Origin of the sequence: Acidovorax sp. SUPP3434 (assembly GCF_030159015.1) — a bacterium.
Classification (GTDB): Bacteria; Pseudomonadota; Gammaproteobacteria; order Burkholderiales; family Burkholderiaceae_C; genus Paracidovorax.
The window spans coordinates 129,005-151,806 of record NZ_BQXL01000003.1 but is presented as its reverse complement, the minus strand read 5'-3'; the positions used below and the strand labels follow the sequence as shown (position 1 = coordinate 151,806).

The window sequence follows — 22,802 nt, the reverse complement described above, 5'->3', positions numbered from 1 at the left end:
TGCGAAGCCCTGCCGTGCGGGGCGTTCCCGTGTTCATGGCGATGGGACTCGTCCCATCGCCATGGATCGCTCCATGTCCAATGCAGGCGTGGAGTGCTCTTTGCAAATTGACCCAAGGAGAAAATGATGGCAACTGCGAAAAAGACCGCCGCCAAGAAGGCAGCACCCGCGAAGAAAGCCGCCGCCCCCGCCAAGAAGGCTGTGGTAGCGAAGAAGGCCGCCGCTCCGGCGAAGAAGGCAGCGCCCGCCAAGAAGGCCGCCGCCCCCGCCAAGAAGGTAACGGCTGCGAAGAAGGCAGCAGCACCGGCCAAGAAGGCCGCCGCTCCAGCGAAGAAGGCAGCGCCCGCCAAGAAGGCCGCGGCCCCCGCCAAGAAGGTGACGGCTGCGAAGAAGGCAGCAGCGCCGGCCAAGAAGGCCGCTGCTCCGGCCAAGAAAGCCGCAGCGCCAGCGAAGAAGGCAACGGCCGTGAAGAAGTCGGCTGCACCGGCCAAGAAGGCGGCTGCACCAGCGGCCAAGAAGGCCAGCGCCAAGCCAGCGACCGCGACCAAGAAGGCCGTGACGTCGGCGAAGAAGACCTCGGCCGCACCTGCTGCCAAGAAGCCTGCCGCAGCACCGGCCGCCAAGAAGGCCGCCGCGCCCAAGAAAGCCGCCAAGGCCCCTGCGCCCGCGCCTGCAGCCCAGACCACGCTGAACCCCCAAGCCGCCTGGCCCTTCCCCACGGGTGGCAAGCCGTAAGGCCCACGTCCACGGGAAGTCCCGCCAACCCGGTGCCCTGCACCGGGTTTTTTTATGCCTGCTGCACACGCATCGTGCCGCGGCAGGCCTGTGCCCTCGGCTTACTCGGGATGGAAGTCGAGCACGTAGTTCTGCGGCCCGCGCTGCGCGATCTTGAGCGCGCCCATGCGGTTGCCCAGCGCGGCGCAGCGCACCAGAGGCCAGTCCCGCTCCAGGCCGAAAAGCAGCGCGCCCCGCCAGGCGTCACCGCAGCCGGTGGGGTCCACCACCTCGGCCGGCGCCGCGACCGGCACGTTGGTGCGCTCGCCGTTCTCCCAGACGTCGCAGCCCTCGGCGCCCAGCGTGACGACAAGGCCGCGCACCTTGCGGGAGATGTCCTGCAGGCTCCAGCCCGTGCGCTCGCACAGCATGCGGCCTTCGTAGTCGTTCACGGTAATCCACGTGGCCTGCTCGATGAACTGCGCCAGTTCCTGGCCGTTGAACATGGGCAGGCCCTGGCCCGGATCGAACACGAACGGAATGCCCGCCTCGACCAGTTGCGCGGCGTGCTGCAGCATGGCGTCGCGGCCATCGGGCGCGATGATGGCCAGGCGCACGTCAGGCTCGGCCACGATGCGCGAGCGGTGGGCCTGCATCATGGCACCGGGGTGGAAGGCCGTGATCTGGTTGTTGTCGCGGTCGGTCATGATCATCGCCTGGGCCGTGTAGAGGTCATCCACCTGTCCCACGTGGCGCGTGTCGATGGCCAGGCTGCGCAGGCGCTCCTGATAGCCTGCGCCGTCGCTGCCCAGCATGGCCATGGGCACCGGATCGCCGCCCAGCAGCTTCAGGCTGTAGGCGATGTTGCCGGCGCAGCCGCCGAAGTCCCGGCGCAGGGAAGGCACGAGGAACGAGACGTTCAGAATGTGCAACTGGTCCGGCAGTATCTGCTCGGCGAAGCGGCCCTCGAAAGTCATGATGGTGTCGAACGCCAGGGAACCGCAAATCAAGGCAGCCATAACAAATCCGGTGAAGAAGAAAAGATCCGAAGATCAGGGATAGAAAGCCAGAACACGGTAGCCGGAGACGCGCGCGCCGCCCGTGGCCACCACCATGGGCAAGGTGCCGCTCCATTCGCCGCCGGGCGCGATCTCCGCGGGAGCCCCCATGTCCTGGGGCTGCAGCACGCGGCGCAGCACCGGCCGGTCCTGCGTGTCGGTCAGCGTGAGCTCCACCGACGGCATGGCCACGGCAAAGCCGGCACGGCTCTTGATGGACAAGGCCAGCTGGTACGAGTCGCCCCGTCCCTTGTTGAAGGACGAGCTGTCGATCACCACTTCGGTGATGCGGCGCGGGGCGGCGATAGTGCATTGCAGCGGCACGCACAGCGCCTGGAGGATGGGCCGCGCACCGGGGTACTGCGATGCCAGCCGGTCGCGCTCCTGCACTGCCATCTGCAGGCCAAGGCCTGCGGCCAGGGCCATCAGCAGCACGGCCAGGCCGGCCCGCACCGCCGGCTTGCCCCAAAAGGCCTTGCGGCGCGCGGCGCGCATGAAGCCCGGCTCATCGGCGGCCGTGGCATGCACCGCATCGTCGTCTTCGTCATCGTCTTTCGCAGGCGAGTGCAGCGGCGGGCGGTGAACGGAAGGCTGCGCACCGGCCAGGGCCGCGGAGGCGATGGCCGCTTCTGCCGGCAACGCCACCACGCCCTCCAGCCCACCACCGGCCTGCGTGGCAATGGCCACCGGATCGGTGTCGGCATCGATGGCTTCCAGGGCCATGTCCATGGCCACCGCCTTGGCGATGGCATCGTCGGTCGAAGCCTGCCGCCCGTGGCCATCCGGCACATCGGCGGCGGCGAGCAGCGGCCCATCGTCCAGATCCTCGGGCCATTCGGAATCGCGCAACTCGGCGAAGGGCAGTTCATAGCCCGCTGGCTCCGGTGGCGGTGCGCTGTGCGCGCGCCCTGCCACAGCCGCTTCATCCTGCGGGGGTGTCGAGGCGGCGGGCACCGCACCGATGGGCCGTTCAGCGGCAGCCACCGATCCCGGCAAGGCCCATCCCGATGGCAGTGGAGGTAGAACGGGCTTGGCCGGCGCGGCAGTGGAATCCGTCGCGCTCGAGCGGGTTCGCCAAACCAGCGGAGACGCAGGCTCCAGGCTCCAGTCGGCGGGCGGCTCCACGCCCGGCGACGCCAGCGGCCGCGCCGTGAGATAGCTCGGCACCGGCGGCGGCTCCGGCACCTCCAGTGGCGCGGGCGGGGCGGGGTCGTCCATCGGCAGCGGTGCGGTTGGCGCTGGCGTTGGGGGGAATGAAGAATGTGGCGGTGCCGGGGCCACAGAGGCGGTGGGCCCGCGTGGCACGCCGGGCGCGGGCGCTGTTGGAGAGGGTTGCGGCACGCTCGCCGCGCCAGCCCCCCAGGCCCGTTCGGCAGGCGCCGGCGGCCGCACGGCCGCGCGCGGAGCTTCGGGAATGGCCATCTCCGGCAGCAGGTCCTGCGACGCCGAGCGCACCAGATGGGCCGCCGCATCGAAGACTTCCTTGCACTGCCCGCACCGCACCCACCCATCGGAGATGCGCAACTGGTCCGCGACGACCTTGAAGGTCGTGCCGCAGGCGGGGCAGCGTGTGATCTGGCTCATCGGCTCGGGATTGTAGGTGGGCGCCATGCCCGCCCGAAGGGCGGCACGGCCCTGCCCATCAACGCGCGGCCACCATCAGGATCCAGCCCTCCTGCGTGTCGACCACCTCCAGGGGCAGCCACGGCGCATAGGCCTCTTTCAGCTCGTCGGCCTGGCGCTCCAGGATGCCGGCCAGCACCAGATGGCCGCCCGCCGCCACATGCGCGCACAGCAGCGGCGCCAGCACCTTGAGGGGCGTGGCGAGGATGTTGGCCAGCACCGTCTGGTAGGTGCCGCTGGCCTGGTCGGGCAGGCCGGCCTTCAGCGCCACGCCGTTGGCCTCGGCGTTCAGCCGCGTGGACTCCACGGCCGCCGGATCGATGTCCACGGCATCGACATCCGTCGCACCGAACTTGGCGGTGCCGATGGCCAGGATGCCGGAGCCGCAGCCATAGTCGAGCACGCGGCCCAGCGGGTTGCCGCTGGCGCCGTGCGGCGCGCCGTTCGCCGCGATCCACCGCAGGCACATGCGCGTGGTGGGGTGCGTGCCGGTGCCGAACGCCAGGCCGGGATCGAGCCGGATGCTGCGGGTGGCCTGGGCTGGCAACTCGTGCCAGGTGGGCACGATCCAAAAATCCGGCGTGATGTCCACCGGTGCGAACTGCGATTGCGTGAGGCGCACCCAGTCCTGCTCGGGCACGGTGGCCACGCCCAGCACGCGGCAGCCCTCGAAGAAGTCCTGCACCTCCAGCAAGGCCCGCGCCTCCTGCGCTTCGGCTTCGTTCTGGAACAGCGCCACCACCCGGCTGCGTTGCCAGCCGTCCTTGGGCGGCGGCATGCCGGGCTCGCCGAACAGCGCCTGCTCGGCATCGGTCTGCGCGTCGGCATCCTCGACCGACACGCTCAGCGCCTGCAGCGCATCGAGCGCATCGCTCAGGGACTCGACCCGGTCTTCGGGGCACATCAGGCTCAGCTCAAACATGGGAGACCTCCGGGAGAAAACGAAAATGCTGGCACCCGTTGCCAGGTGCCAGCATGCAAAACCACCACGCGCAGCGATCTCAGCGCTTGTGCTGCGACAGCCACTCTTCCAGGTAATGGATGTTGGTGCCGCCCGCCACGAACTTGGCGTCCACCATCAGCTCGCGGTGCAGCGGCACGTTGGTGTTGATGCCCTCGATCACGGTCTCGGACAGCGCCGTGCGCATGCGGGCCAGCGCCTGCTCGCGCGTGTCGCCGTGCACGATGATCTTGCCGATCATCGAGTCGTAGTTCGGAGGCACGTAGTAGTTGGTGTAGGCGTGCGAATCCACGCGCACGCCCGGGCCGCCCGGCGCATGCCACATGGTGATGCGGCCTGGCGAGGGGATGAACTTGTACGGGTCCTCGGCGTTCACGCGGCATTCGATGGCGTGGCCGCGGATCTCGATCTGGCGCTGGGTGAAGGGCAGCTTCTCGCCGGCGGCGACCATGATCTGCGTCTTCACGATGTCCACGCCCGTGATCCATTCGGTCACCGGGTGCTCCACCTGCACGCGGGTGTTCATCTCGATGAAGTAGAACTCACCGTTTTCATACAGGAACTCGAAAGTGCCCGCACCGCGGTAGCCGATCTTCTTGCAGGCGGCCACGCAACGCTCGCCGATCTTCTCGATCAGCTTGCGCGGGATGCCGGGCGCCGGCGCCTCCTCGATCACCTTCTGGTGGCGGCGCTGCATGGAACAGTCGCGCTCGCCCAGATAGACCGCATTGCGGTGCTTGTCCGCGAGGATCTGAATCTCGATGTGGCGCGGGTTCTGGAGGAACTTCTCCATGTACACGGCCGGATTGCCGAACGCCGCGCCGGCCTCGGCCTTGGTCATCTGCACCGCGTTGACGAGCGCCGCCTCGGTGTGCACCACGCGCATGCCGCGCCCGCCGCCGCCGCCTGCGGCCTTGATGATGACGGGGTAGCCCACCGCCTTGGCGATGCGGCGGATCTGCACCGGGTCTTCCGGCAGCTCGCCTTCGGAGCCCGGCACGCAGGGCACGCCCGCGCGGATCATGGCCTGCTTGGCCGAAACCTTGTCGCCCATGGTGCGGATCGACTCGGGCGTGGGGCCGATGAACTGGAAGCCGCTCTTTTCCACCCGCTCGGCGAAGTCGGCGTTCTCGGACAGGAAGCCGTAGCCGGGGTGGATGGCCTCCGCATCGGTCACCTCGGCGGCCGAGATGATGGCGGGCATGTTGAGGTAGGACAGCGGCGAGGGCGCGGGGCCGATGCACACCGCCTCTTCGGCCAGCTTCACGTACTTGGCATCGCGATCCGCCTCGGAATACACCATGACGGCCTTGACGCCGAGTTCACGGCAGGCGCGCTGGATGCGCAATGCGATTTCGCCGCGATTGGCAACGAGGATTTTCTTAAACATAGGTTTCTTCGCGGCTCATCACCCATGCGCGGGCGCATGCGAGTGCGGTTGGCGTGGCCTTGCCCGGGGCAAGACGGCCGGCACCGGCGACGAGGATTTTCTGAAACATGGACGTTCCCTGGCACCCGGCAACGAGGCCGGCGCGCCCGACAAGGACCGAGGAAGACATGCGCAATTTATTCGATCACGAACAGGGGCTGCCCGTATTCCACCGCCTGGCCGTTCTCCCCCAGGATGCGGGTGACGATGCCGGACTTGTCGGCCTCGATCTCGTTGAGGATCTTCATGGCCTCGATGATGCAGATCGTCTCGCCTTCCTTGACCTGGCTTCCCACCTCGACGAACGACTTGGCGCCCGGGCTGGAAGCGCGGTAGAACGTGCCCACCATGGGCGATTTCACGATGTGGCCGGTCGGGGCGGCGGGTGCAGGCAACTCGGCCACGGGGGCTGCGGCCGCCGCTGCGGGGGCCGGGGCCTGCTGGGCGGGTGCGGCCACATATTGCTGGACCACCGCACCGCCGCTCTTGACGATGCGGACCTTGCCTTCTGCCTCGGTGATCTCGAGTTCTGACACATTCGACTCGGACACGAGGTCGATCAAAGTCTTGAGTTTTCGCAAATCCATGGGAACTCCAACGCCAAAAACAAAATAGGGCGCGAATTTACCCTAAATTCAACCTATGGCCGGTATTTGGGCGCAAATTCATTGATCTTCGCGGTGGATTGCAGCGCCCTATCCCAGAGAAGCCCATTGGGTGAGGTCTTGCGCGGTGACCTGGCCCATTTTACGGTGCACGATGCTGCCATCTGCGCCCATCACCACGCTGAAAGGCAGGCCTCCGGTGAGATTGCCCAGCGAACGGCCCAGTTCGGTGCCCGAAAGCCCCGCCAGTCCCACCGGGAAATCCAGCGGCAGGCGCCCCAGGAACTGCCGCACGGACGAGGGCTGGTCAATCGCCAGGCCCACGACTTGCCAGCCTTTGGCGGCATGTTCCCGGTAGAAGGCATTCAAAAGCGGCAGCTCGTCCACGCAGGGCGGGCACCACGTGGCCCAGAAGTTCACCAGCAGCGGCTTGCCGCGAAAACGCGCCATCGCCACGGGCGCACCGCCCGAGGGCGCCTCGAACTGCTGGGCCCACAGGGCGGCTTCGGCGCCAGACAGCACCGCGTGCGGCTGGAACCGCCACCACGCCAGCCCTGCGCCGCCCAGCCCGGCGGCGGCGGCCACGCCGGCATACGCCATCAGCCTGCGACGCGAAGCCTGGGGCGCAGCATCGGACCCGGCCGCGGGGGCCGGGCGGGGGGCGGGTGGGGACATAGGGGTGCCCGTATCGGAGGGCGGTGACACATTCATTCGGGAGGGCTTTCCAACAGCTTGCGCACGGCGCGAATGTCTCCGCGCGGTGCCCGGCCCCGCGCATCGGGGCGCAATGCGCCGCGCAGGTCATCCAGGTCATAGATCAAAAGGTGCACGCCGATCATCTCTCCCAGCACCGGCGAATGGCTGGAGAGGCTCAACGCCTCGACCGACTCGCCATGGAAGCCGGTGACGGTGCGCGGCTCGTAGTCCACATGGTGGTCGATCAGCGCGATCTCGGCGGATTTGCAGTCGTCGCAGAACAACTGCAGATAAATGTCGGACAGCCGGGTCGCCGTGCCATGCCACACCGCTCCGCCCAGGTGCGGGCGAAACGTCTCCATGCGCTCCATCCAGATCAGCGCCAGCTGCCGCAGCGCGAGCAATTCCTGGGGCTGGGTGTCGGCACAGAACAGGCCGATGTACTCACGCACCGCGTCCTCGACCAGATCGTTGTCGGGCAGCGGTGTGCGGGTGGGCAGGCCCAGTTGGCGAACGGCCCGGCGTTTGGCCGGGCCCCATTCCAGGCCTTCTTCGACGACCATGCGGGCCGCGGCGTTGGCGATCTCGGTGGCGAGGGCGTTTGGCATGGCGGCGATCGGGTGGGGGGAAGGGTCCATTGTGGCCTCAATGCAAGAAGGCGGCCCGGGAAAACGCCCGCATCCGGCAGGGGCATGGTGCACCCCATTGTGGACCTTGCTATTGAAAATGTAGCTATCAAGGCAAGAGGGATCTGCGCGGGCGGCCCTGCAACCCTGGAACCTTAGAATCTGCGCCCATGCATATTCACATTCTGGGCATCTGCGGCACGTTCATGGGGGGCCTGGCGGCACTGGCGCGCGAAGCAGGCCACAAGGTCACCGGCTGCGACGCCGGCGTGTATCCCCCGATGAGCGACCAGTTGCGCGCCTTGGGGATCGAACTGATCGAAGGCTACGGCGCGGACCAGATGGCGCTGGCGCCCGATGTATTCGTGATCGGCAACGTGGTCAGCCGGGCGCGCCTGCCCGACGGCACGCCGAAATTCCCCCTGATGGAGGCCATCCTCGACGCTGGCGCCGCCTACATCAGCGGCCCCCAGTGGCTTGCCGAGCACGTGCTGCAGGGTCGGCACGTGCTGGCCGTGGCGGGCACCCACGGCAAGACGACCACCACGTCGATGCTGGCCTGGGTTCTGGAATGCGCGGGCCTGCAGCCCGGCTTCCTGGTGGGCGGCGTGCCGCTGGATTTCGGCGTCTCGGCCCGGCTGGGCGCCGCGCGCCGTCCGGTGGCCGGCCCGGGCGTGGCGGGCGATGCGCCCGTGTTCGTGATCGAGGCGGACGAATACGACACCGCGTTCTTCGACAAGCGCAGCAAGTTCGTGCACTACCGCCCCCGCACCGCGGTGCTGAACAACCTGGAATTCGACCACGCGGACATCTTCGACGACCTGCCGGCCATCGAGCGGCAGTTCCACCACCTGGTGCGCACCGTGCCGCCGTCGGGCCGCGTGGTGGTCAATGGGCTGGAGGAAAGCCTGGCCCGCGTGCTGCATGCCGGCTGCTGGAGCGAGGTGGCGAGCTTCGGCGCGCTGGTGAGCGACTTCACGGCCCAGGGCGAGCCGCACGCCTTCGATGTGCTCCACCAGGGCCGGACCGTGGCCCGCGTGGAATGGGCGCTGACCGGGGTGCACAACCAGTTGAATGCGCTGGCCGCCATCGCCGCCGCCCACCACGTGGGCGTGGCGCCGGCAGAGGCCGGCCGTGCACTGGCGCGGTTCCAGAACGTGAAGCGGCGCATGGAACTGCGCGGCACCGTGCGCGGCATTGCGGTGTACGACGACTTCGCCCACCACCCGACCGCCCTGCGCACCACGCTGGACGGCCTGCGCCGCAGCGTGGGCCCGGCGGCGCGCATCCTCGCGGCATTCGAGCCGCGCAGCAACACCATGAAGCTGGGCACCATGAAATCGCAGCTGCCCTGGGCGCTGGAGCCGGCCGACCTAGCGTTCTGCCACACCGCCGGCCTGGACTGGGACGCGGCCCAGGTGCTCGCGCCGCTGGGCGACAAGGCCCGGACGGCGGCGGACATCGGCACGCTGATCGGACAGATCACCCAGGCGGCCCGGCCGGGCGATCACATCGTGTGCATGAGCAATGGCAGCTTCGGCGGCATCCACGGCAAGCTCATTGATTCGCTATCAAAATAATAGCAATATGCCCTAGAAGAATATGCACTGAAAGCCGATTCGGCCGATAGCGCAGAAGGCGACCCTCCGCCCCTCTTCAATACGTCACGGCCATGGCCGGGACATCCACCCGCACGATCGGGCGGGCCAGTGCGGCGCTGGCAGCCTCGGCGAACTGCCGGCCCCATTGCGCATCGGCCAGCAGCGGGGCCCCGGCAGCCTGTGCCACCGTGAGCACCTTGTCGGCCAGCAGCACCTTGCCGCTGGCCCGCAGGGGCTCGCACTCCAGGCTGATGAACGCCTCGTCCAGCCAGCGGCGGGCGTCTTCATTGCTCAAAGGCTGCGAGCCTTCCAGGTCGAAACGGAATTCCTGGCCCGGCGCCAGGGTGATCGAGACTTCTCTGCGCATGGATTGTTTTCCTGGTTGAGGTGGGGCCAAGGCCGGCCACGCAAGCCGATGCCCGCGGCGGGGCCATCGAGCTTACATCGCACGCCGCTGCCCCGGTCCCTGGTTTTCAGCGGGCGCGGCGGGCGGCCACGGCCGCCGACAGGTCGGCCAGCGCCGACAGCGAATCGTCCCAGCCCAGGCAGGCATCGGTGATGCTCTTGCCGTACTCCAGGGCACCCGGCTGGTCCTTGCCCGGCGTGAATTTCTGAGCACCGGCGGTCAGGTGGCTCTCGATCATCACGCCGAACACGCAACGCGAGCCGCCCGCGATCTGCGCGCCGATCTCGCGCGCCACGTCGCGCTGCTTTTCGTGCTGCTTGCTGCTGTTGGCATGGCTGCAATCCACCATCAGCGTGGCGGGCAGCTTGGCGGCCTCCAGGTCCTGGCAGGCCGCGGCGACGCTGGCCGCGTCGTAGTTCGGCGCCTTGCCGCCGCGCAGGATCACGTGGCAGTCGGGGTTGCCCTGGGTGTTGACGATGGCCACCTGCCCGTTCTTGTGCACCGACAGGAAGTGGTGGCCGCGGCTGGCGGACTGGATCGCGTCGGTGGCGATGCGGATGTTGCCGTCCGTGCCGTTCTTGAAGCCGATCGGCGCCGACAGGCCCGAGGCCAGCTCGCGGTGCACCTGGCTTTCGGTGGTGCGCGCGCCGATGGCGCCCCAGCTGATGAGGTCGCCGATGTACTGGGGCGAGATCACGTCCAGGAACTCGCTGCCGGCCGGCACGCCCATGCGGTTGATGTCGATGAGCAGCTGGCGCGCGATGCGCAGGCCTTCGTCGATGCGGTAGCTCTCGTCCAGGTACGGATCGTTGATCAGCCCCTTCCAGCCCACCGTGGTGCGGGGCTTCTCGAAGTACACGCGCATCACGATCTCCAGCGTGTCGGCGTACTGCTCGCGCACCGCCTTCAGGCGCCGCGCGTATTCCAGCGCCGCGGCGGGGTCGTGGATGGAGCAGGGGCCGATCACCACCAGCAGCCGGTCGTCCCGGCCGGCCATGATGTCCTGGATGCCGCGCCGCGTGCGCGTGATCAGGGATTCCACCGCCGTTCCCCGGATGGGGAAGAAGCGGATCAGATGTTCTGGAGGGGGCAACACGGTGATGTCCTTGATACGTTCGTCGTCGGTCTGGCTGGTCTTCTCGACGTCGCGGTACCAGGCATCGCTGGTGGGGTTGGCAGTGGCCGTCATGGTTGCGTCCTCGTGGGTTGGATCGGAAAAAAGGGGGAGCGGAAAAACAAAAAACCGCCGGGCTTTTCAGCTTCGGCGGTTTCTAGAGGAGGGGGCTCGGGTGGTTGCGCGCTGACCTCTCATCCGCCTGGGACAGAGAAGTAAAACCAAAAATAAAACGCGCTACGCACTTGCATCGGTGGCAATGTAACACCGATTTTTGCGCCGCAACATCCCCGGCGCGTTGCAGCGCTGCCACAAGCGGGGTGCCGTGCTTTCATCGCCCGCGCCCCGCCAACCAGCGGCGCAGGCGCGCCAGCATCGGGCGGCGCCGGGCTGCGGCGGGCTCTGGAGAAGGCTCGCTGAGCATCGCCCCGCCCTGCTCGTACATGTCGATGACCAGCATCGCCTCGCCCAGGGTGCGCCAGGCCAGGCGCTCGAACGCATCGAAGCAGGCCGGCTCGCTGCGGCTTTGACGGGTCAGTGCCTGGTGCCAGATCTCGATGGCATCGCGCAGGTCTTTCAGGGCCTGCTGGTAGGCCCCCAGCTCGTAGAGCGCATGCCAGGCGGAGCCCAGCCCGGTGAGAAAGAACTGGTGCTCGCGCGCGGCGCGCTTCAGGTGCTCCAGGCTCCAGAAGATGGCGGAGGGATCGGCGCAGGCGCGGCGAAGGTGCGCGGCATCTTCGATGAGCGCGGACAGCGACGTCAGCGCATCGCGAAACTGGCGGGATTCTTCGTCGGCCACGCCTTCGCGCAGCAGCCGGCTCACATCGCCGAACGACTGTGCGGTGTTCAGCAGTTGGCTGGACGAGGGGTCAGGCATGGTGGGTGCACGCCTGGAAGGTCCGCCGCCGCCCGGGGCCTTATGCGGTGCCGCCGACCGTCAGGCCGTCGATGCGCAGCGTGGGCTGGCCCACGCCGACCGGCACGCTCTGGCCTTCCTTGCCGCAGGTGCCCACGCCGCTGTCGAGCGCCATGTCGTTGCCGATGAGCGTCACCTTCTTGAGGGATTCCGGACCGCTGCCGACGATGGTCGCGCCCTTGACCGGGTACAGGATCTTGCCGTTCTCGACCCAATACGCTTCGCTGGCCGAGAACACGAACTTGCCGCTGGTGATGTCCACCTGGCCGCCGCCGAAGTTGGTGGCATAGAGGCCGCGCTTCATGCTCGCGACGATCTCCGCCGGGTCCTTGTCGCCGCCCAGCATGTAAGTGTTGGTCATGCGGGGCATGGGAATGTGCGCGTAGCTCTCGCGCCGGCCGTTGCCGGTGGGCGCCACGCCCGAAAGGCGCGCGTTCATCGAATCCTGGATGTAGCCCTTGAGGATGCCGTCCTCGATGAGCACGTTGCGCTGGCTGGCATGGCCTTCGTCATCCACGTTGAGCGAGCCGCGGCGGTCGGCCAGGGTGCCGTCGTCCAGCACCGTCACGCCCTTGGCCGCCACGCGCTGGCCGATGCGGCCGCTGAAGGCGCTCGAGCCCTTGCGGTTGAAATCGCCCTCCAGCCCGTGGCCCACGGCCTCGTGCAGCAGCACGCCAGGCCACCCGGGGCCGAGCACCACGGTCATCTCGCCCGCAGGCGCAGGGCGCGACTCCAGATTGACGAGGGCGGCGTTCACGGCCTCATCGACGTACCGGGTGATCTGCGCATCGTCGAAATAGGCCAGGCCGAAGCGCCCGCCCCCGCCGGCCGAGCCCACCTCGCGGCGGCCGGCCTGCTCGGCGATCACGGTGACCGACAGGCGCACCAGCGGGCGCACGTCGGCGGCCAGCGTGCCGTCGGAGCGCGCCACCAGCACCACGTCGTATTCGCTGGCCAGGCCCGCCATCACCTGGGCCACGCGCGGATCCTTGGCGCGGGCCTGCTGCTCCACTTTTTCCAGCAGCGCCACCTTGGCCGTGCTGTCCAGCGACGCGATGGGATCGGTGCCGGGATAGAGCGATCGGCTGGCGGAGATCTTCTTGAGCGAGATCTTCGCCCGCTTTTCCTGCGAGGCCGCCGAAATCGCCCGCACGGTGCGGGCGGCATCAAGCAAGGAGGCCTCGGAGATGTCGTCGGAATAGGCGAAGGCCGTCTTCTCGCCGCTCACGGCCCGCACACCGACGCCCTGGTCGATGCTGAACGAACCGGTCTTGACGATGCCTTCTTCCAGGCTCCATCCCTCGCTGCGGGTGTACTGGAAATACAGGTCGGCATCGTCCACCTGATGGGCCCGGATGTCGGCGAGCGCGCGCGCCAGATGGGTTTCGTCGAGGCCGAAAGGCTCCAGGAGCAGGCGGCGGGCGACGGACAGGCGTTCGATGGTGGGTTCGCGGGAGATCATGGGCGGATTCTAGAAGCCTTGGTGCCTGCCGGCATGGCGCTTTGCGAGCATCCCACCCGGCGGCGCGGCCATGCCGACACGAATCGGCCATGTCCAAGAGATATCTGTGATATTTCACTGATATATCATTTGAGTTTAGTCGAACCTACCCATCCCCGATGCCCGCCCTGCCCCAGCCCTCCCTTCCTGCCGCAACCGGCGGCGGCGCCCAGCTGCGCGAGCAGGCCTACGCCGACATCAAGCGCCGCATCATTGCCTGCGAGCTGGCACCCGGCGCGCAGATCAACGAAGGCGCGCTGGGCACGCTGCTCGGCCTGGGTCGCACGCCCATCCACCAGGCGCTGCACCGGCTGGAGATGGAAGGACTGGTGACCATCCTGCCGCGCAAGGGCATCGTGGTGGCGCCGCTGTCGCTGGACGAGGTGCTGGACATGATCGAGGTGCGCGCCTGCAACGAGACCCTGTGCGTGCGCCTGGCGGCCGAGCGGGTCCGGCCCGCTGAACTGGCCGCCATGCGCCACCTGCTGGGCGAGGCCCCGGCGCTCCTGGCCGCACACGACGTGCCTGCGCTGATGGCGCTGGACCTGCGCTTTCACAGCGCGATCTCGGCCGCCGCCCGCAACACCGTCCTGGCCGACCTGCTGCGCCGGCTGCACGAACAGCAGGCGCGCTTTTGGTTCCTGACGCTCTCGGAGGCCGGGCACAGCGTGCGCATCCACGACGAGCACCAGGACATCCTGGCCGCGCTCGAGCGCCACGACCCCGATGCCGCCGCCGCCGCGATGCAGCGCCACATCGACGATTTCCGCCGCGCGATCACCCGCGCACTTTGATCCTTCCGCCCTTTTCGCCTCCCACCATGCCCCAGCACACCTTCGATCTCGCCGGCCACGGGCCGGTCACCCTGGACATCCGCCACCTCGTCATCGCCGGCTGGGCCGGCCGCGACCGCGCGGCGGTGGACCACCACATCGCCGAACTGGCCGCGATCGGCGTCAAGCCGCCCTCCACGGTGCCCACCTTCTACCGCGTGGCCAGCCAGCTGCTCGACACGGGCAGCGCGGTGCAGGTTCCGGGCCATGACTCCAGCGGCGAGGTGGAATGCGTGCTGCTGGCCAGCGAGGCGCACGGCGTGCTCGTGGGCATCGGCTCGGACCACACGGACCGCACCGTCGAGGCCTACGACGTCACGGTGTCCAAGCAAATGTGCGCCAAGCCCGTGGGCCGCGCCTTGTGGAAGCTGTCGGAGGTGCAGGGCCACTGGGACCAGCTGGTCACCCGCTGCTGGCGCACCCGCGACGGCGTGCGCGCGCTGTACCAGGAAGGCGCCCTGGCCCGCCTCCTGCCCCCCGCCGAGCTGATGCAAAAATGGAATGCGGCAGACGGCCTGTCCGCCCACACGGCCATGTTCTGCGGCACCCATGCGGTGATCGGCGAACTCGGCTGGGGCGAGGCCTTCGAGCTGGAATTGCACGACCCCGTTCTGAACCGCAGCCTGCACCACCACTACGCCACCCAAGCCCTGGAGATCGCCCGATGAATGCCCTCGCCACCACCCGCCACCCCACCGTCCGCGAACAGGCCGAGGCCCTGGCCCGCGGCGACACCACCAGCGTGGCGCTGGTCGAGGCGGCGCTCGCGCGCATCGCCACGCACCGCGCGGCGGGCGGGAACGCCTATGTGGGCGAGGTCGAAGCCGAAGCCGCGCTGCAGGCGGCCCGCGCCAGCGACGCCGCCCGCGCGGGCGGGCACGTGCCCTCGCCGCTGGCGGGCCTGCCCGTCTCGATCAAGGACCTGTTCGACGTGCAGGGCCAGGTGACCCGTGCCGGATCGGCCGTGATGGCCGGGGCGCCCGCCCAGGCCGACGCCGTCGCGGTGGCCCGCCTGCGCGCCGCAGGCGCAGTGCTGCTCGGTCGCACCAACCTGAGCGAGTTCGCCTTCTCGGGCCTGGGACTCAACCCCCACTACGGCACGCCGGCCAACCCGCACGATCCGAGCCGCATCACCGGGGGCTCCACCTCCGGCGGCGCCGCCACCGTGGCGCTCGACCTGGCCACCGTGGCGCTGGGCACCGACACGGGCGGCTCGATCCGCATTCCGTCCGCGTTCTGCGGGCTCACGGGCTTCAAGCCCACCGCCCGGCGGGTGCCGCTGGCCGGGGCCTATCCGCTGTCGCGCAGCCTGGACTCGGCCGGCCCGCTGGCCCGCAGCGTGGACTGCTGCGCCGTCGTCGATGCCATCCTGAGCGGCGAGGCGCTGGACACCCGCGCCGCACCGCTGGCCGGGCTGCGCCTGGGCGTGACGGACGACTTCGTCATGGACGGCGTCGAGCCCGAGGTGGCGGCCGCCTTCGACGGCGCGCTCCAGCGCCTGTCCGCCGCCGGCGCACGCATCGTGCGCTTCAGCTTCACCGAACTGCACCAGCTGCCCTCGCTCAATGCCGCGGGCGGGCTGATCGCCGCCGAGGCCTGGCAGGTGCACCGCGCGCGGCTGGAAGACCCGGCCCAAGAGGCGCAGTACGACCACCGCGTCGCCCAGCGCACCCGCCGCGGCGCCGCGATTTCCGCGGCCGACTACATCGATCTGCAGGACGCGCGGCTGCGCCTGCAAGCCACCGCCCGCGAGCGCCTGTGCGACCTCGATGCCTGGCTGATGCCCACCGTGGCCGTGCGCGCGCCGCGCCTGGCGGACCTCACCGGCGACGATGCCCGGTTCTTCGCCACCAACGGGCTGGTGCTGCGCAACACGACGGTGCTCAATTTCCTCGATGGCTGCGCGCTCTCCCTTCCCTGCCAGGCGCCCGGCGAACTGCCCTTGGGCCTGTCCGTAGGCGGCGTGCACGGCGCCGATGCGCGCGTGCTGCAGGTGGGCCGCGCCATCGAAGCCTGCCTGCGCGCGGGCTGAAACGCTTGCGGTCAGGGCCCTGCGCGCGATGAACACCCGCTTCGTCGAAGCCTTTCTCTGGATCGCGCGGCTCGGGAGCTTCCGCGCCGCGGCCGAGCGGCTGCACGTGACGCAGGCGGCCATCTCCAACCGCATCGCCTCGCTGGAGGAAGAGATCGGCGCCCGTGTGTTCGAGCGCGACCCGCGCGACCTGCGGCTCACGCCCGTGGGCCTGCGGCTGCTGGACTATGGCGAGCGCATGCTGGAGCTGCAGCGCGAGATGATCGCGCTCGGGCACCCGCAGCAGGAGCTTCTGGGCCTGGTGCGCATCGGCGCGATCGAGAGCGTGGTGCACACCTGGCTGGTGGACTTCCTGGGCACGCTGCAGCGCCTGCACCCGGGCATCGAAGTGCAGCTGACCTCGGAAACCACCCTCGCCCTGCACGAGCGCCTGCAGATCGGCGCGATCGACATCGCGCTGCAGACCGACCCCATGGCCAGCGCCGAGATCGTCAACATGGCCTGCCCGCCGATGGCCATGGGCTGGGTGGGCGCCGGCGCCTCCGCGCCCCAGCCCGACGAAGGCCGCATCGCCCACCTGCTGCTGCAGCCGGTGCTGACCATGAGCCCGGGATCGCAGCCCCACCAGGCACTCAAGCAGCTGTACCGGCAGGCCAGCATGCCCGTGGGCAAGGTGCATTGCGTGAGTTCGATGGCGGCGATCGTGCGGCTGGTGCAGTCGGGGTTCGGCAACGCGCTGATCCCGCTGCCACCCGTGCGCGAGGAGATCGAGCGCGGCGACCTGCGCGTGATCGCGTGCGATACGCCCCTGCCGCCCCAGCGCATCGTGGTGAGCCATCTGGACGCCAGCGGCTCGGCCGCCATCCGCCGCGCGGCCGAGCTGGCGTGCAGCGAATCCGAGCGCTTCGCCGCCTCGCTGTCCGCACCATTCCGGACGCCGGGCACAGAGGGTGAACCCTGATTTGGTGCAGAAAAAGCATCCGACCCGACAAGTAATTCTGATGGCCGCAGGGCAAAAAAACCCGTTTGTGGCACGCCGATGCGCGGCCCATGATTCCCTGGTCTTTTTGCAAGGAATCGCAAGTGCCCATGGCCTCCCAGAACCTTCCCTCCACCGCCCCCGGCACCGTGCACGGCATGCTTTTCGTCGCCGCCGATGTCGATGCCACCGACGAGGCCGACTTCAACCAATGGTATGACCGCGAGCATGTCGAAGAGCGCGTGCGCATCGACGGTTTTCTCTCCGGCGCCCGCTACGTTTCACGGCAGGGTGGCCGCAAGTACCTGGGCCTGTACCGCACGCAGTCGCTCGCGGCCTTCACGTCCGATGCGTACCGCGCCGCGTTCGGCCGGCAGACGCCCTGGTCGGTCACCAACCTGGGCCGCATGCGGGACCCGATGCGCCGCGTGTGCGCGGTGGAGGCCGTCACCGGGTTCGGCTCCGGCAGCCACCTGAGCGTGCTGGCCCTGCCGCCGGCCGATGACCGCGCCGCACTGGTGGCGCGCGCCGTGCAGGCCGGCACCCAGCTCGCGCAGCTGCCCGGCTTCGTGCAGTCGTACCTGCTGGTACCGGACCCGGTGCTGAGCACGCCCCTGCCCACGGAGCACACCGAAGGCCGCGTGCTGCAGCCGCTCATGGTGTTGGAAACCGGCCACGCCGAGGCGCACCGCGAGGCCCTGGCGCGCGCTGGTGCGCTGCTGCAGACCGATGCCGCCGCGGCGGCGGCCCAGTACGCACTGGGCTGGAAGCTCACGCGGGCCGACCTGGGCTGATCCCATCTGCCATTCCCGGCCCCTGCGCCCCCGATTTTTCCTTCATCGCCTTTCACCGGAGATCCTCCCATGCGTGCAGTTCCCCAGGGCGTCGCCCACGCTCCCCCCGCCTCCCCCAAGATGGGCCGCCTTGCCATGGCCAGCTCGGTCGGCACCACGCTCGAGTGGTACGACTTCACGGTCTACAACATCATGGCGGCGCTGGTCTTCAACGCCATCTTCTTTCCGTCCTTCGACCCGCTCACCGGCACCATCCTCGCGTTCTCCACCTATGCCGTGGGCTACATCTCCCGGCCGCTGGGCGGCATGGTGTTCGGCCACCTGGGCGACCGGCTGGGCCGGCGCTTCGTGCTGGTGGCCACGCTGGTGATCATGGGCGTCTCGACCGGGCTGATGGGGCTGCTGCCCACGTACGGCACCTGGGGCATCTGGGCGCCCATCGCCCTGGTGGCGCTGCGCTTCGTGCAGGGCGTGGCGCTCGGCGGCGAATGGGCCGGCGCGGTGCTGCTGTCGATGGAGCACGGCAAGCCCACTGAGCGCGGGCGCAACGCCTCGTTCACGCAGGTCGGCCCGTCGTGCGGCACGCTGATCGGCACCGGCTTCATCGCCCTGGTCTCGGCCTGGCTGAGCCCCGAAGACTTCCAGGCCTGGGGCTGGCGCATTCCCTTCGTCTCCAGCGTGGCGCTGGTGCTGTTCGGCCTGTGGCTGCGCCGCGGCGTGGACGAGACGCCGGTGTTCCGCGAAATGGAGGCCCACCAGGCCACGGCCAAGACGCCCATCAAGGAGGTGTTCTCGCAGCACTGGCGGCGCCTGCTGGTGGCCGGCGGCTCGCGCATCGGCTCGGATGTGCTGTACGCGCTGGTCGTGGTGTTCACCCTGACCTATGTGACCACGGTGCTGCACCTGTCGCGCCCGCTGGCGCTCACCGCCACCATGATCGGCGCGGCGTGCAACGCCCTCGCCGTGCCATGGTTCGGCGCGCTGTCGGACCGCATCGGCCGGCGCCCGGTGTACATCGCCGGCGCGCTGCTGGGCATCGCCTGGGCCTTCGTGTTCTTCGTGCTGATGGACCGGGCGCAGCCGCTCGCCATCTGCGCGGCGGTGGTCGGCGGCCTGCTGATCCACGCCATGATGTACGGCCCGCAGGCCGCCTTCGTGACCGAGCAGTTTCCCAACCGGGTGCGCTATGCCGGCGCCTCGCTGGCCTACACGCTGGCGGGCATCCTGGGGGGCGGCTTCGCGCCGCTGATCATCGCCTCGCTGTTCAAGTCGTACGGCTCCACCGTGGCGGTGTCGCTCTACGTGACGGCCGCGCTGGGCCTCACGCTGGTGGCCCTGCTGGTCGCCCGCGAGACCGCGCACGAGCCGCTGCAGGCCTGAGCCGCCCGGCCCCTCTCGAAGCCGGCCGCCTGGCCGGCTTTTTCACGTGCGCTCGTTCAGCGGAATGCGCTGCGCCCGCGCGATGGACATCAGCACGCCCAGCGCCAGCCCCAGCGTGACCATGGCCGTGCCGCCGTAGCTCACGAAGGGCAGCGGCACGCCCACCACGGGCAGGATGCCGCTCACCATGCCCATGTTCACGAAGGCGTAGGTGAAGAAGATCATCGACACCGCCCCGGCCATCAGGCGCGAGAACAGCGTGGTGGCCCCGACCGCGATGGCCAGGCCCCGCCACACCAGCATCAGGAAGCACACGATCAGGAACAGGTTGCCGGCCAGCCCGAACTCCTCGGAGAACGCGGCGAAGATGAAGTCGGTGGTGCGTTCGGGAATGAACTCCAGGTGGGTCTGCGTGCCGGCCATGAAGCCCTTGCCCCAGAAGCCCCCGGAGCCAATGGCGATCATGCCCTGGATGATGTGAAAGCCCTTGCCCAGCGGATCGCGCGTGGGGTCCAGCAGGGTGCAGATGCGCTGCTGCTGGTAGTCGTGCAGCACGGGCCAGCGCACCCCGTCTGCGCACAGCTGGGGCTCGAACCACACGATGAGGGCGATGCCGATGCCCCCGATCAGCACGGGCGGCAGCACCAGCTTCCAGGGCAGGCCGGCGAAGAAGATCACCGACAGCCCGGCCGCCAGCACCAGCAGCGAGGTGCCCAGGTCGGGCTGCTTCATGATGAGCCCCACCGGCACCGCCAGCAGCGCGCCGGCCACCACGAAGTCCAGCGGCCGCAACTGGCCCTCGCGCCGCTGGAACCACCAGGCCAGCATGAGCGGCATGGCGATCTTGAGCAGTTCGCTGGGCTGGATGACCAGCCCCAGGTTGATCCAGCGCTGCGCGCCCTTCTTGGTGATGCCGAACAGCGCCACGGCCACCAGCAGCGCCACCCCCATCGTGTACAGCGGCACGGCCATCGCCATCAGCCGCTGGGGCGGCACCTGCGCCACCACGAACAGGATGCCGGCGGCCAGCAGCATGTTGCGGCCATGGTCGTAAAAGCGCGTGCCGTGGTCGTAGCCCGAGGAATACATGGCCACCAGCCCGGTCGATGCCAGCATCAACAGCACCAGGATGAGCAGCCAGTCGAAGCCACGGAACAGAGGCAGGACGCGCTGCAGCAGGGAGGGTTTGTCGAAGACGGCGGACATGGGGCGCGATTATCCGGCCGGCCGAAGGCGCCGCCGTCCCGGCACAATCGAAGGCCCCCGGCACTGCCGCACCATTGCCTGCATCGCTCCACGCCGCCGCGCCTCCCACCATGCCCACCACCCACCTGCTCTACCTGCACGGCTTTCGCTCCTCGCCCCAGTCGGCCAAGGCCCGGCAGATGGCGGCGCACGTGGCCGCCCACCATCCGGGCGTGCATTTCTGGTGCCCGCAGTTGCCGCCCTCGCCCCGGGCGGCCATGGGCCTCGTGGCGCAGGGCATCGCGGACTGGCCGCAGGGGACGATGGCGGTGGTGGGCTCCTCGCTCGGCGGGTTCTACGCGAGCTGGGTGGCGCAGCAGGCCCGCTGCCCGAGCGTGCTGCTGAACCCCGCCGTGGACCCGGCGCGCGACCTGCAACGCTACATCGGCGAGCAGACCGCATGGCACGACCCGGCCGAGCGCTTTTTCTTCCGCCCCGAATACATCGCCGAGCTGCGCGCGCTGGACATGCGGGGCCGCCCCCCGGCCGGCCCGGAACTGGCCGTCATCGCCAAGGGCGACGAGTTGCTGGACTGGCGCGAGATGGCGGGCCGCTATGCCGCCGCGCAGGTGGTCCTGCTGGAGGGCGGCGACCATGCCTTGAGCGACTTTCCCGCGCACATCGGCACGGTGGCGCGGTTCTGCGGCCTGGCCTGAGGGGCGGTCAGGACATCAAGGCAGCGGAGCGGAGGCCGCGGCGGCCGGGTGGCTGGCCGCCCAGCGCGCGTACTCCTGCGGATAGGCGATGCGATAGCGCACCGTGTGGAAATCCACCTCGTCCGTACGCCCGAGCCATGCCGCACTGGCCAGCACCGCCTCGATGACGCGGGGCTCGGGCGAGTAGTGCAGCAGCCGCGTGGCACGGGTGTGGACGTCGGCCGCGTTCTGCGCGGTCACGGGTGTCGTCGTCACAGTGGCGAAATCGGCCGTGCCGCGGAAGAAGGCGATATCGCCCAGCACCTTGCGGGCGGTGTCTTCGCGGTAGGCCGGGTCGCGGTCGGGCACGGCGCGGTAGAGCTGGCTGACCCGTTCGTAGTCGCGCACCAGCAGCCCCCCGAAAGCCAGCGCCGCGCCACCGGCCAGCACGGCGGCGGCGATCCAGGCCGGCCCGGGCCGCCAGGGCCGCGCCGGGCGCACGAGCAGCAGCAACGCGAACCCCGTGGCCAGCTGGAACGGCCCGTACCACAGCGGAAACTCCAGCAGGCTGTGCACGCCCACGATGGCCAGCACGCCCCAGGCCAGCTGGCGCACCGGATCGGTCTCGCGCCAGGGCGCCAGGCGCCACACGCCCCAGAGCGCCAGCAGGCACAGCCCGCCCGCCACGGGCAGGCCCAGCTCGACGGCCAGGTGCAGTGGCAGGTTGTGGGCGTTGTCCAGCAGCACGCAAAAGCGCTCGCCCGGGAACAGCGTGCTGTAGTGGGCATAGGCCATCTCGCCCCAGCCCCAGCCGGTCCAGGGCTTTTGCGCGATCAGGTGGAGCATGTTGGACCACAGCACGGTGCGGCTGACGCAGCCTTGGCCCTCGTCCGCGAGCCGCTGGAACAGCCCGTCCATCGACACGCCCGCCCAGCGCTCCAGCATCCAGGGCAGCGCCCAGGCCGCCAGCGCGTACAGCAGCCCCCCCGTGGCGGCGAAGGCCAGGGGCAGGCCGCCCAGGGAGCGGCGCCAGAGCACCAGCAGCCCGAGCATCACGCCCCATTCGAGGATGCCGGTGCGCGAGGCGGTGGCCGCATCCGCCGTGCTGATGAGCATCAGCGCCCAGGCGGCCAGCACGCCCGCAGCCACGGGCCGCCACGGCTGGCGGGTGCCGGGCAGCGCGGCCTGCAGGCGGCCCACCGTCCAGGCCAGGGCCCAGGCGCCCATGCCCAGCAGCGAGGCCTGCTGGTTGCGCTGGCGCAGATTGCCCAGCGCCAGCCCCGGCGTGGAGGGGTAGATCCACGGCGCCGCGCCCACGTCGCCCCAGAAGAACTGCACCAGCCCCACCCCCGAGGCCAGCACCGCCGCCAGCACCAGCCCGCCCGCGAGCACCCAGGCGGCCCCGCGGCGCAGCCCGCCCCGGGCCGGAGACACCCGGGCCACGCCGATCGCCAGGCCCGCCAGCACGAGGGCGCACGCGCCCGACACCATCAGCGGCCAGAAATTGGACAGCGGCGCCTGGGTGTGCGCGAACAGGAACGGCAGCGCCACGGCCACGGTGGCCAGCGCGGCGGCGAAAGCGTTGAACAAAGGCATGGGGCGGTTGGCCGAGGCAAAGGGCCGATCATAGGCAGGGTCGCCCGTTCGGCCCCTC

22 protein-coding genes are annotated in these 22,802 nt (G+C 69.5%); 9 read left to right on the top strand and 13 right to left on the bottom strand.

What is annotated here, in order from left to right:
* Nucleotides 1–126 precede the first annotated feature (126 nt).
* Nucleotides 127–735 (top strand): histone, encoded by a 609-nt coding sequence (locus AVKW3434_RS07125; protein WP_284393101.1) that lies wholly within the window; start codon nt 127–129, stop codon nt 733–735.
* Between the two features lie 101 nt (nt 736–836).
* Here AVKW3434_RS07125 and AVKW3434_RS07120 read toward each other — a convergent pair whose 3' ends face one another.
* The 7 genes from AVKW3434_RS07120 to AVKW3434_RS07090 all read right to left on the bottom strand — a co-directional run bounded on the left by AVKW3434_RS07120 (nt 837) and on the right by AVKW3434_RS07090 (nt 7,694).
* Complete coding sequence (locus AVKW3434_RS07120) at nt 837–1,733, bottom strand: carbohydrate kinase family protein (protein WP_284405300.1); 897 nt, start codon at nt 1,731–1,733, stop codon at nt 837–839.
* 33 nt (nt 1,734–1,766) lie between these two features.
* Nucleotides 1,767–3,356, bottom strand: a complete 1,590-nt coding sequence (locus AVKW3434_RS07115) for a DUF3426 domain-containing protein (RefSeq protein WP_284405299.1) — start codon at nt 3,354–3,356, stop codon at nt 1,767–1,769.
* Between the two features lie 58 nt (nt 3,357–3,414).
* Nucleotides 3,415–4,317 (bottom strand): 50S ribosomal protein L11 methyltransferase, encoded by a 903-nt coding sequence (gene prmA, locus AVKW3434_RS07110; protein ID WP_284405298.1) that lies wholly within the window; start codon nt 4,315–4,317, stop codon nt 3,415–3,417.
* 79 nt (nt 4,318–4,396) lie between these two features.
* Nucleotides 4,397–5,746 (bottom strand): acetyl-CoA carboxylase biotin carboxylase subunit, encoded by a 1,350-nt coding sequence (accC, locus tag AVKW3434_RS07105; RefSeq protein WP_284393093.1) that lies wholly within the window; start codon nt 5,744–5,746, stop codon nt 4,397–4,399.
* A 176-nt stretch (nt 5,747–5,922) separates the two neighbouring features.
* Entirely contained in the window at nt 5,923–6,372 is a 450-nt protein-coding gene (accB, locus tag AVKW3434_RS07100; RefSeq protein ID WP_284405297.1) for an acetyl-CoA carboxylase biotin carboxyl carrier protein, read from the bottom strand.
* Nucleotides 6,373–6,480: 108 nt separating this feature from the next.
* A complete protein-coding gene (locus AVKW3434_RS07095; RefSeq protein ID WP_284405296.1) occupies nt 6,481–7,065 on the bottom strand; it encodes a TlpA disulfide reductase family protein in 585 nt (194 codons plus the stop codon).
* A gap of 32 nt (nt 7,066–7,097) precedes the next feature.
* On the bottom strand, nt 7,098–7,694 hold the full coding sequence (locus AVKW3434_RS07090; protein ID WP_284405295.1) for a hypothetical protein: 597 nt from the start codon (nt 7,692–7,694) through the stop codon (nt 7,098–7,100).
* A gap of 188 nt (nt 7,695–7,882) precedes the next feature.
* On the opposite strand from AVKW3434_RS07090, the gene mpl reads away from it, so the two are divergent.
* The gene (gene mpl / locus AVKW3434_RS07085; RefSeq protein ID WP_284405294.1) at nt 7,883–9,292 is read left to right on the top strand and encodes a UDP-N-acetylmuramate:L-alanyl-gamma-D-glutamyl-meso-diaminopimelate ligase; all 1,410 of its coding nucleotides are present in this window, start codon (nt 7,883–7,885) and stop codon (nt 9,290–9,292) included.
* 76 nt (nt 9,293–9,368) lie between these two features.
* Here mpl and AVKW3434_RS07080 read toward each other — a convergent pair whose 3' ends face one another.
* The 4 genes from AVKW3434_RS07080 to tldD form a co-directional block, all read right to left on the bottom strand.
* Nucleotides 9,369–9,680 (bottom strand): hypothetical protein, encoded by a 312-nt coding sequence (locus AVKW3434_RS07080; protein ID WP_284393083.1) that lies wholly within the window; start codon nt 9,678–9,680, stop codon nt 9,369–9,371.
* A gap of 106 nt (nt 9,681–9,786) precedes the next feature.
* Nucleotides 9,787–10,908, bottom strand: coding sequence for a 3-deoxy-7-phosphoheptulonate synthase (locus tag AVKW3434_RS07075; RefSeq protein ID WP_272567259.1), 1,122 nt, complete (start codon nt 10,906–10,908; stop codon nt 9,787–9,789).
* Between the two features lie 256 nt (nt 10,909–11,164).
* The gene (locus AVKW3434_RS07070) at nt 11,165–11,710 is read right to left on the bottom strand and encodes a hypothetical protein (RefSeq protein ID WP_272567257.1); all 546 of its coding nucleotides are present in this window, start codon (nt 11,708–11,710) and stop codon (nt 11,165–11,167) included.
* A gap of 40 nt (nt 11,711–11,750) precedes the next feature.
* The gene (tldD, locus tag AVKW3434_RS07065; RefSeq protein ID WP_284405293.1) at nt 11,751–13,211 is read right to left on the bottom strand and encodes a metalloprotease TldD; all 1,461 of its coding nucleotides are present in this window, start codon (nt 13,209–13,211) and stop codon (nt 11,751–11,753) included.
* Between the two features lie 158 nt (nt 13,212–13,369).
* Here tldD and AVKW3434_RS07060 point away from each other — a divergent pair, with 158 nt between their 5' ends.
* The 6 genes from AVKW3434_RS07060 (at nt 13,370) to AVKW3434_RS07035 (ending at nt 19,268) form a co-directional block, all read left to right on the top strand.
* Nucleotides 13,370–14,044, top strand: coding sequence for a GntR family transcriptional regulator (locus tag AVKW3434_RS07060; RefSeq protein ID WP_284405292.1), 675 nt, complete (start codon nt 13,370–13,372; stop codon nt 14,042–14,044).
* A 26-nt stretch (nt 14,045–14,070) separates the two neighbouring features.
* Nucleotides 14,071–14,751 carry a DUF2848 domain-containing protein gene (locus tag AVKW3434_RS07055; protein WP_284405291.1) on the top strand — a complete coding sequence of 227 codons (681 nt, stop codon included), beginning with the start codon at nt 14,071–14,073 and terminating at the stop codon, nt 14,749–14,751.
* The gene (locus AVKW3434_RS07050; RefSeq protein WP_284405290.1) at nt 14,748–16,115 is read left to right on the top strand and encodes an amidase; all 1,368 of its coding nucleotides are present in this window, start codon (nt 14,748–14,750) and stop codon (nt 16,113–16,115) included. Before AVKW3434_RS07055 ends, AVKW3434_RS07050 begins: the two co-directional genes overlap by 4 nt.
* 28 nt (nt 16,116–16,143) lie before the next feature.
* Nucleotides 16,144–17,076, top strand: a complete 933-nt coding sequence (locus AVKW3434_RS07045) for a LysR family transcriptional regulator (protein ID WP_284405289.1) — start codon at nt 16,144–16,146, stop codon at nt 17,074–17,076.
* A gap of 128 nt (nt 17,077–17,204) precedes the next feature.
* Nucleotides 17,205–17,888 carry a DUF4286 family protein gene (locus AVKW3434_RS07040; protein WP_284405537.1) on the top strand — a complete coding sequence of 228 codons (684 nt, stop codon included), beginning with the start codon at nt 17,205–17,207 and terminating at the stop codon, nt 17,886–17,888.
* Between the two features lie 69 nt (nt 17,889–17,957).
* Nucleotides 17,958–19,268 (top strand): MFS transporter, encoded by a 1,311-nt coding sequence (locus tag AVKW3434_RS07035; RefSeq protein ID WP_284405288.1) that lies wholly within the window; start codon nt 17,958–17,960, stop codon nt 19,266–19,268.
* Between the two features lie 42 nt (nt 19,269–19,310).
* Here AVKW3434_RS07035 and rodA read toward each other — a convergent pair whose 3' ends face one another.
* Nucleotides 19,311–20,474, bottom strand: coding sequence for a rod shape-determining protein RodA (gene rodA, locus AVKW3434_RS07030; protein WP_284405287.1), 1,164 nt, complete (start codon nt 20,472–20,474; stop codon nt 19,311–19,313).
* A 110-nt stretch (nt 20,475–20,584) separates the two neighbouring features.
* On the opposite strand from rodA, the gene AVKW3434_RS07025 reads away from it, so the two are divergent.
* Complete coding sequence (locus AVKW3434_RS07025; RefSeq protein WP_284393072.1) at nt 20,585–21,169, top strand: YqiA/YcfP family alpha/beta fold hydrolase; 585 nt, start codon at nt 20,585–20,587, stop codon at nt 21,167–21,169.
* Between the two features lie 15 nt (nt 21,170–21,184).
* Here the strand turns inward: AVKW3434_RS07025 and AVKW3434_RS07020 are convergent, their stop codons facing one another.
* Nucleotides 21,185–22,744 (bottom strand): PglL family O-oligosaccharyltransferase, encoded by a 1,560-nt coding sequence (locus AVKW3434_RS07020; protein ID WP_284405286.1) that lies wholly within the window; start codon nt 22,742–22,744, stop codon nt 21,185–21,187.
* Between the last annotated feature and the right edge of the window lie 58 nt (nt 22,745–22,802).

Excerpts from the sequence above, each read along its gene's own strand:
- AVKW3434_RS07125 (WP_284393101.1), top strand. The coding sequence starts at position 127 with ATGGCAACTGCGAAAAAGACCGCCGCCAAGAAGGCAGCACCCGCGAAG.
- AVKW3434_RS07120 (WP_284405300.1), bottom strand. The coding sequence starts at position 1,733 with ATGGCTGCCTTGATTTGCGGTTCCCTGGCGTTCGACACCATCATGACT.
- AVKW3434_RS07115 (WP_284405299.1), bottom strand. The coding sequence starts at position 3,356 with ATGAGCCAGATCACACGCTGCCCCGCCTGCGGCACGACCTTCAAGGTC.
- prmA (WP_284405298.1), bottom strand. The coding sequence starts at position 4,317 with ATGTTTGAGCTGAGCCTGATGTGCCCCGAAGACCGGGTCGAGTCCCTG.
- accC (WP_284393093.1), bottom strand. The coding sequence starts at position 5,746 with ATGTTTAAGAAAATCCTCGTTGCCAATCGCGGCGAAATCGCATTGCGC.
- accB (WP_284405297.1), bottom strand. The coding sequence starts at position 6,372 with ATGGATTTGCGAAAACTCAAGACTTTGATCGACCTCGTGTCCGAGTCG.
- AVKW3434_RS07095 (WP_284405296.1), bottom strand. The coding sequence starts at position 7,065 with ATGTCCCCACCCGCCCCCCGCCCGGCCCCCGCGGCCGGGTCCGATGCT.
- AVKW3434_RS07090 (WP_284405295.1), bottom strand. The coding sequence starts at position 7,694 with ATGCCAAACGCCCTCGCCACCGAGATCGCCAACGCCGCGGCCCGCATG.
- mpl (WP_284405294.1), top strand. The coding sequence starts at position 7,883 with ATGCATATTCACATTCTGGGCATCTGCGGCACGTTCATGGGGGGCCTG.
- AVKW3434_RS07080 (WP_284393083.1), bottom strand. The coding sequence starts at position 9,680 with ATGCGCAGAGAAGTCTCGATCACCCTGGCGCCGGGCCAGGAATTCCGT.
- AVKW3434_RS07075 (WP_272567259.1), bottom strand. The coding sequence starts at position 10,908 with ATGACGGCCACTGCCAACCCCACCAGCGATGCCTGGTACCGCGACGTC.
- AVKW3434_RS07070 (WP_272567257.1), bottom strand. The coding sequence starts at position 11,710 with ATGCCTGACCCCTCGTCCAGCCAACTGCTGAACACCGCACAGTCGTTC.
- tldD (WP_284405293.1), bottom strand. The coding sequence starts at position 13,211 with ATGATCTCCCGCGAACCCACCATCGAACGCCTGTCCGTCGCCCGCCGC.
- AVKW3434_RS07060 (WP_284405292.1), top strand. The coding sequence starts at position 13,370 with ATGCCCGCCCTGCCCCAGCCCTCCCTTCCTGCCGCAACCGGCGGCGGC.
- AVKW3434_RS07055 (WP_284405291.1), top strand. The coding sequence starts at position 14,071 with ATGCCCCAGCACACCTTCGATCTCGCCGGCCACGGGCCGGTCACCCTG.
- AVKW3434_RS07050 (WP_284405290.1), top strand. The coding sequence starts at position 14,748 with ATGAATGCCCTCGCCACCACCCGCCACCCCACCGTCCGCGAACAGGCC.
- AVKW3434_RS07045 (WP_284405289.1), top strand. The coding sequence starts at position 16,144 with ATGAACACCCGCTTCGTCGAAGCCTTTCTCTGGATCGCGCGGCTCGGG.
- AVKW3434_RS07040 (WP_284405537.1), top strand. The coding sequence starts at position 17,205 with ATGGCCTCCCAGAACCTTCCCTCCACCGCCCCCGGCACCGTGCACGGC.
- AVKW3434_RS07035 (WP_284405288.1), top strand. The coding sequence starts at position 17,958 with ATGCGTGCAGTTCCCCAGGGCGTCGCCCACGCTCCCCCCGCCTCCCCC.
- rodA (WP_284405287.1), bottom strand. The coding sequence starts at position 20,474 with ATGTCCGCCGTCTTCGACAAACCCTCCCTGCTGCAGCGCGTCCTGCCT.
- AVKW3434_RS07025 (WP_284393072.1), top strand. The coding sequence starts at position 20,585 with ATGCCCACCACCCACCTGCTCTACCTGCACGGCTTTCGCTCCTCGCCC.
- AVKW3434_RS07020 (WP_284405286.1), bottom strand. The coding sequence starts at position 22,744 with ATGCCTTTGTTCAACGCTTTCGCCGCCGCGCTGGCCACCGTGGCCGTG.